The sequence below is a fragment of the Enterobacter cloacae complex sp.6700776 genome (assembly GCF_048284255.1).
Classification (GTDB): Bacteria; Pseudomonadota; Gammaproteobacteria; order Enterobacterales; family Enterobacteriaceae; genus Enterobacter; species Enterobacter intestinihominis.
This window is the reverse complement of record NZ_JBLVYK010000318.1, coordinates 1-264: the sequence shown is the minus strand read 5'-3', so window position 1 is coordinate 264 and position 264 is coordinate 1. Positions and strand designations below refer to the sequence as shown.

The 264-nt window shown below is 36.7% G+C and carries 1 pseudogene; it reads left to right on the top strand.

Features of this window, described 5'->3' with window-relative positions:
- A pseudogene (locus tag ACNQ0T_RS24435) lies at window positions 1–264 on the top strand (type III secretion system effector deubiquitinase SseL); the annotation flags it as partial.

Sequence of the window (264 nt, the reverse complement as noted above, 5' to 3'; positions counted from 1 at the left end):
GTAGTGAGTTACTACACAATATCGCCCTACGCCAAGGCTCTTCAGGAAAAAAAGCCGAAAATATCCTATTCGATTTATTCAGTGGTAAACAGCCAGCAAAGAAAGGAATTGATAAGGAAATACAGAAAACCAGTGAAGCGTTATACCAACTATATACCGACAAAAAACTCGCAAACCACTTTGACGATTCAAAGTTAAAAAAACCGTCTAAGCTCCTCTATATTATTGGTTCATCCATAAAAAACCTCATGGATAAGATTGGAT